The sequence below is a fragment of the Vibrio sp. Vb0667 genome, assembly GCF_033391095.1.
In genome coordinates, this window is record NZ_JAWPOL010000452.1 from 1 (window position 1) to 1,007 (window position 1,007).

General features: G+C 48.2%; 1 protein-coding gene. It reads right to left on the reverse strand.

Annotated elements, in window-relative coordinates:
- Positions 1-8 precede the first annotated feature (8 nt).
- Positions 9-1,007, reverse strand: a 999-nt coding sequence (gene pstA, locus R8269_RS26590) for a phosphate ABC transporter permease PstA (protein ID WP_318223087.1), incomplete at its 5' end; no start/stop codon positions are given.

Here is a 1,007-nt window from a genome sequence, read left to right on the forward strand (position 1 = left end):
AAACATACTTAATCTTGTCCTAACGTTCTGTATTTTTCTCGTAAATTATTGCGAATACTGATTGCTGTTAAGTTTAGTCCGACAATCACGGTAACGAGTAAGAAGGAAGTGGCATACACCAGCGGGCGCGCCGCTTCAATGTTGGAGGTTTGAAATCCAACGTCGTAGATATGAGAACCTAAGTGCATGAACTTTCTGTCCAAATGCACGTAAGGGAACTGACCATCAACAGGCAAACTGGACGCCAGTTTCACAACCCCCACTAGCATTAGTGGCGCGACTTCCCCTGCGGCACGCGCAATCGCCAGAATCAAACCGGTGATAATTGCAGGCGTTGCCATTGGTAATACCACGCGCCACAACGTTTCAAATTGCGTCGCGCCAAGCGCCAAAGAACCGTGGCGTACTGAGCTCGGAATACGTGTTAAGCCTTCCTCTGTCGTAACAATAACCACGGGCAGTGTTAATACTGCTAGCGTCAAAGCCGACCACAACAAACCCGGCGTACCGAAAGTTGGCGCAGGCAATCGCTCGGCATAAAACACGTTATCGATGGAGGCTCCGATGGTATAGACAAAGAAACCCAACCCGAACACGCCATACACGATCGAAGGAACCCCCGCCAAGTTGATGACCGCAATTCGAATAATTCGCGTAAGTGCGTTGTTCTTCGCGTATTCATGCAAATAAATCGCAGCAACCACCCCAAGCGGCATCACGATAATCGACATGATAAGCACCAAGAAAACGGTTCCGAATATTGCAGGAAAAACGCCGCCCTCAGAGTTCGATTCTCTTGGATCTTCGGATAAGAATTTCCAGACCTGTTTACCCCAATGCATCACTTTGTCAGGTAACGACATTTGGTTTGGGTACCAGTAGTCCAAAATGTCTTCAAGGGGAATCGAAACATGAGAACCCGTCATGTCCTCAACAATTAGTGCGTAGCCAGAAAGCTGTAAACGCAAGCCATCCAGTTGTAAGTCCAACTTCGCCAGCTCTTGTTC